This is a genomic window from aff. Roholtiella sp. LEGE 12411 (assembly GCF_015206995.1).
In the GTDB taxonomy this organism is placed as follows: domain Bacteria; phylum Cyanobacteriota; class Cyanobacteriia; order Cyanobacteriales; family Nostocaceae; genus Komarekiella.
This window is the reverse complement of sequence record NZ_JADEXR010000074.1, coordinates 22,241-28,448: the sequence shown is the minus strand read 5'-3', so window position 1 is coordinate 28,448 and position 6,208 is coordinate 22,241. Positions and strand designations below refer to the sequence as shown.

The 6,208-nt window shown below is 42.6% G+C and carries 4 protein-coding genes; all 4 read left to right on the top strand.

The window, feature by feature from the left end; translation table 11 throughout:
- Positions 1–150: 150 nt before the first annotated feature.
- Positions 151–555, top strand: a complete 405-nt coding sequence (gene tnpA, locus IQ246_RS16985; RefSeq protein WP_194004526.1) for an IS200/IS605 family transposase — start codon at positions 151–153, stop codon at positions 553–555.
- Positions 556–1,313: 758 nt separating this feature from the next.
- Positions 1,314–2,489, top strand: a complete 1,176-nt coding sequence (gene speY, locus IQ246_RS16980) for a deoxyhypusine synthase (RefSeq protein ID WP_194004525.1) — start codon at positions 1,314–1,316, stop codon at positions 2,487–2,489.
- A gap of 428 nt (positions 2,490–2,917) precedes the next feature.
- Entirely contained in the window at positions 2,918–5,458 is a 2,541-nt protein-coding gene (locus tag IQ246_RS16975) for a hypothetical protein (RefSeq protein WP_194004524.1), read from the top strand.
- A 120-nt stretch (positions 5,459–5,578) separates the two neighbouring features.
- Positions 5,579–6,142, top strand: a complete 564-nt coding sequence (locus IQ246_RS16970) for a hypothetical protein (protein WP_194004523.1) — start codon at positions 5,579–5,581, stop codon at positions 6,140–6,142.
- Positions 6,143–6,208: the final 66 nt, after the last annotated feature.

Genomic DNA, 6,208 nt, shown 5'->3' with positions numbered 1-6,208 from the left:
AGTAACAAGCCACTCAGACATTAAGGCTTGTTGCCTAATATTCGCTTTTAGCTTGAACTTCCAGCGTATTTGCACAGGTATATTTTGTTGATATAATTGACGATATTGATATACTAATCTACAACTAAAAACAAGTCAATCCCTAATCTCATGAAAAAAAGCTCTTATGAATATCGGCATTATAATCACGCTGTCGGACTGAGCGTGATTCATTTAGTCTGGATACCTAAACGCCGAAAAAAAGTACTTGTTGGAAAAATTAGGGATAGAATTTTTGAGATATTTTCAGAATTAGCTAATGAAAAAGACTGGAATATTCGCGCATTAGAAGTTGCACCAGACCACATTCATTTATTTGTAGAGATTCACCCAACTGATGCAATATTTCAAGTAGTTAAAGCATTTAAAGGACGCTCATCGAATTACCTAAGAAAAGAGTTTCCAGAATTAAAAAGATTGCCATCACTTTGGACTAGTAGCTATTTTTTTTCAACTGCTGGAAACGTTGCTGCTGACACTATAGAACGGTATATCAATGATCCTCATCATGGGTGAGAATATTGGAGGCGAATAAATTCGCACTCCTTCGGTTTTCCCCTTCGGTCTGAAGACGCGAAGCTCCCAACCTTCCCGCTATCCCCTGGTGGATTAGGTTTCAATACTCATCAAAATTAACCTTGCAATCAAGCATTGTCTCAACTAGGGTATTGTTGAGACTTTTTCCAATTTGGTTATCCAATGCAACGAAAATTTTTCCACCCTGTTGATTTGCGAGTACAGTTTCCAGCATCTTTTGAGAATGGGGTAAGTTAAGGTTATTTATTAGCGCGATAAACTAGCTGCGACTGCGTTTAGCAAACTGGAGATTACAGCGCTTTTTTTCACTAATGGTGGATATTGTCTGTCCCAGGTAGGCGAGAAAAACCGATTCTTTCGTAGAGACGTTGCATTGCAACGTCTCTACAGCAATGCAACGTCTCTACAGTCAACGAAAATTGGTCGTTTTACCGAAGATAAATTGGGTTTTTGCGTCTAGGATGCACTAAATAGCAAACTAGGTTTCTGCAACGTGAATAATGGATTTTCAGTTAACCAATTTCCTCTAACAGTGCAACATTGATGCACATTAGCTTACACGCGCCTCATCTCCTTGATTACGATATTGGTGTAGTACTCAGGTATGTCTGCAATACAAGGGGAGCGATCGCTTAAAATTACCAAAGAAGCGCCCCCTTTGTTTCAAAGGTGATGAAAGAATTTGCTCAAAGCTAGTTAACATTAGATTCGGCGTGTTTACTATTCGAGAGGGCAAAATGTCTAAACATCAGGGTCAAAAAATCGCACCTACACCGATATCAAGCGATCTTGGGGTGGTGGATTTAATTGATAATTACTTCACTGCTTACAACTCGGCGCGTTTGCGGGAAATCTGTCAACTGCTGAGTCGTGATGTGCTAAAGGATGGTGTCACGGTGGGAGTTAGCCTTTCCGGTGCGATGACACCAGCAGGATTTGGGGTTTCAGCACTTGCGCCCTTAATTCGCAACGGCTTTATTGACTGGATGATTAGTACTGGTGCAAATCTTTACCATGATATGCACTACGGTTTGGGTTTTGAACTCTTTGCTGGTAATCCGTTTTTAGATGATGTAAAACTGCGCCAGGAAGGCACAATTCGGATTTACGACATTATTTTTGGCTATGACGTGCTATTGGAAACCGACGCATTCATTCGCAAGATTCTGCAAGCAGAACCGTTTCAAAAGCGCATGGGAACTGCTGAGTTTCACCATTTACTGGGTAAGTATGTCCGAGAAGTAGAACAGCAATTGGGAGTGCAGCATTCCTGCTTACTAGCAACGGCTTATGAATATGGCGTGCCCATTTATACGTCTTCTCCAGGAGATAGTTCAATTGGGATGAACGTGGCAGCTTTGGCATTGGAAGGTTCACAGTTGATTTTAGATCCTTCAATTGACGTGAATGAGACGGCTGCGATCGCCTACAGTGCCCGTGAATCAGAGGGTAAAAGTGCGGCTGTAATTATCGGTGGTGGCAGTCCCAAAAACTTTCTGCTACAAACGCAACCGCAAATTCACGAAGTCCTCGGACTAGAAGAAAGAGGACATGATTACTTTGTACAGTTTACCGATGCTCGTCCAGATACAGGCGGTTTGTCGGGTGCAACTCCTTCGGAAGCGGTCAGTTGGGGTAAAATTGACCCCGAAGAATTACCCAATACAATTGTTTGTTACACGGATAGTACAATTGCCATACCTCTGGTGACAGCTTACGTTTTGAACAAGTGCGAGCCGCGTTCCTTAAAGCGTCTGTATGATAGACGAAAAGCCATGTTTGACAAACTTCAGACAGACTATCTAGCAGCTAAAACCCAACCATCAGATCAAATCCCCGCAGCAGTGACTGAGAGTGCTTCACAGCAGGTAGTAACCTATCCTTGCGGTAGGCTGATACCCAACACTCACTAAAATGTAGAGAACTCCTCGCCATCAAAGTTGGATTTGCTCGTCCCTCTCCAAGTCGGAGAGGGAAGTTTTTTATACTTAAATATATGGATTCAGTCCTAGAGAAGTTACTTAATTATACGGAAGATTTTTTTTGCAACGAAAGTTACATTCTTATTCACATAAGTAATTAGGCAGTACACAAGGATAATTTGCCCTTATTCATAACTACAAGCCTTGCTCAACAAGGACAAGCGCGAATTAAATAGCAATTTATTTCTGTGTGTTGCCTGAATAGAATTTTTGAGGTGACTCAATAATTTAACTTATCAAATATGCATTCCCGAAACATCAAAGTTTTGGGCTGACATAACTGGTAATTCTTTAGGGAACTGCTAAATTTTGTCCTGTCTTCAAACTCAGGAGATAAGTTTAGTAAACAAACTAATTTTATGAGAAAACGAAACAAATCTGTTAATAATCAGCACTACCAATTTTTAGTAATAATAGCATTATTAACTGGTAGCCTTTTCCAATTTATCGCACCTGTACTAGCTGATGGGACTACTGCGGGTCAATCTATCAGTAACACAGCCACTGCAACTTATGAAGATCCCAAAAATCCAGGGACAATTATAAATGCGACCTCTAACACGGTTACTGTAACTGTAGCTGAGGTCGCTGGTATTACCGTGACGGCTGCTGGTGTCTTAGATAATAACGGTGGTACTGTTGGTGTTGGTGATTTACTAATATATACGTACACTCTGACGAACGTTGGTAATGATCCAACCAAATTCCGCATTCCTAACCAAGCTACAACAACTGGGCCAGGTATAGTTTCTGGCACATTACCAAATGGTGGTACGCTTAATAACCTACAATACAGCATCGACGGCGGCACAACTTGGATAAACGTATCTCCAGGTGGTGTAGATACACCCTCCATTCCGTCTGGTGGTACGGTGTTGGTGCGTGTGCCAATTACTGTACAGAATGGTGCTAACCCCAACGACGTAATTACTGTTACCCTTGGTAGCACTCCTGGTAATGCTCAAAACCAACCGCGGAGTCCTGATGGTGGTGATGTGTTCACCGTAGATAACCCTGATGGTAGTCCTGGTGAGGTAGCTGGCCCACCAATCAACGGTACACGAGAAGCTAGCGCCACAGATCAAATTAAGGTGGGTTCAACACTAAAGACCTACGCTTTAGCAACTATTCTCAAAACTCGCAGTGCTTACAACAATGCTGGTACATCGGCGATCGCGGATGATAAGCTGACCTATGATCTGAATTTGCGGGTTGAGAACAATGACCCAACAGGACAAGGAATTACCCCAGTAGCTCTGACGGGTACAAGCATTAATGTAGATGGTACTCCTGGCACATACATCTTAATTTCTGATGCGATTCCCACAGATACACAGCTTGCAGTTGCACCAACTCCGCCTGCTGGTTGGCAAGCAGTATACACCACAAATTCAGTCACGACTGATGCCAATACAGCTAATTGGAAAACCTTCCCCTTACAAGGTGCTGACACACTAGTAGGTATAACTCGTGTTGGTTTTATTAATAAGCCAGCTATTCTGACTTCCATTGCTCCTGGTACAACGGTGAATGGCTTCTCGGTTCAGTTAGCTGTTAAATCAACTGCAACTTCACCATTAACTATCGCCAACATCGCCCAATTGTTTGGTCAAACTCCTACCAATAATTTCCCAGTATACGACGAATCTGGTGACCAAAATCCTAGCAACTACAACGGGCCTTTAGGCAACATGACGCCTCCTGCGGGTACAGATACTCCTGTAGCTCCTGGTCAGCCTGGTGATGGTATTCCCGATACTTTACCACCTACTAGTGTTGATGACGGTTTCATTAATAACCCAACAACTCCAGAAACAGGAGTTGACGTCGGTAATAACAATAGTGGTGATGGTACAACAGGCGGTGAAGCGAACATCTTCACACTACAAACGTCTGTAGCTTCAGCAATCCTCAACGGGCCGCAGAATACGCCAGATGCTACTGGGCCATCGGGTCAAACCAACGATGACTTCACGAATAAATCTTCTCTCGTTCCTGCTGGTACAGCACCTAATACTAAACTTGACCCGCAATCTGTTGGCTTCACAAACACAATTAAGAATAATGGCACTAGTTCCGGTAACATCACGATAGTGCCAACTGCACCAGCGAATCCCAAAGATTTGCCGGATGGGACTAAGGTGACAATTACTTATAATAGTCAGTCTGCTGTTTATACCTACAATCAAGCAGCAGGAACCTTTACAACCACTGGTACACCGATTGTAATTTCCAACGTTGCTGCTGGCGCAAGTATCAATTATGGCGTGGAAATTGATTTACCAACTAACACGTCCTTGTCTACCGATACGCTTGCTGACTACCCAGGCGATCAAGAATTTGGCTTCCCAGTTTATCTGCTTAGCTCCATTGATACCAACGCTGACAACATACCTGATAGTCAAAATATCACTATTGATCGCGTATATACTGGCTTCCTGAAACTACTGAAAGTATCGCGAATTTTACCAGGAATTGGGCCAGTAGTCCAGGGGAATGATGGCACATTCAGTACTGCTCTGAAAAAACCTGCACCAGGAAACATTATTGAGTATCAAATTCAGTACACAAACATTTCTAATGCTCAAGCTGGAACAGGTAATGTGATTTTGAATGCTGACAAACTTGTGATTACTGAGGATGGTACGCAATCTCCCAACAATTGGGCGCTAGATAACGATAACAACACTCAAATTGATACCAGCAATATTGTTGGCTCAGCTAAAGATTCTGGGACTGCAACCATCCAATTCTACAGTGGTAATCCAGCTAGCACCTCTGGCATCGATCAAACTGGAACTACGGTAAACACGGATGTTACTAAGTATGTGAATACGGTCACTGGCGCGATCGCACCGGGTATTCAAAGAACATTTACCTTTCAACGCAAGGTGAACTAGATAGTTTCACTTGACTCCCAACTTTTTTTTACAAGCAAAGAGAAGATTGACAATATTCCTTAGCAAAAGCAGGGAAAGATAAAGCAATTAACATTCTGGAGTTTTTTGAGGTGATTAATTATGAACCGTATTTCTATTGCAGGTATGGGAGCGATCGCTCTCATCGCAACAGTTCCATTTGTCAGTCAAATGCCGGGAGTGGCTTCTTTTTGGCAATCTGGAAGTGCTATTGCTCAGAATCTCAAAAGTCAGCCGCAATTACAGTTACGTTTAGAGGCTCAAAAGCAATTGGTGACAAAAGATCAACACAATCAGCAAACGGTTAGATGGCAATCACTGTCAGATACAGCCGTAGTGCAACCAAAAGATGTGTTGCGCTACACCTTAAGTGGCGAAAACAAAAGCGATCGCCAACTTCAGAATCTAACTCTCAATCAACCCATTCCTCAAGGAATGCTATACGTGCTTAAGTCTGCCAATATCACCAACAATGGCAAAATTACCTACAGCATTGATGGCGGACGCAGTTTTATGGAAAATCCCACCATTAAAGTCACCCTCTCCAACGGCAAAGTGGAAACTAAACCAGCACCAGCGAGTGTTTATACCCACATTCGTTTACTCATTCCATCAGTGGCGGCCAAGACAACAGTCAAAGCAACTTATCAAACTCAGGTGCGCTGATTTACTAGAGCGTCGATTCAGTAATTGCAAAAACCCGATTTCTTTTCGGTAAAACGACCAATTATC

Excerpts from the sequence above, each read along its gene's own strand:
- tnpA (WP_194004526.1), top strand. The coding sequence starts at position 151 with ATGAAAAAAAGCTCTTATGAATATCGGCATTATAATCACGCTGTCGGA.
- speY (WP_194004525.1), top strand. The coding sequence starts at position 1,314 with ATGTCTAAACATCAGGGTCAAAAAATCGCACCTACACCGATATCAAGC.
- IQ246_RS16975 (WP_194004524.1), top strand. The coding sequence starts at position 2,918 with ATGAGAAAACGAAACAAATCTGTTAATAATCAGCACTACCAATTTTTA.
- IQ246_RS16970 (WP_194004523.1), top strand. The coding sequence starts at position 5,579 with ATGAACCGTATTTCTATTGCAGGTATGGGAGCGATCGCTCTCATCGCA.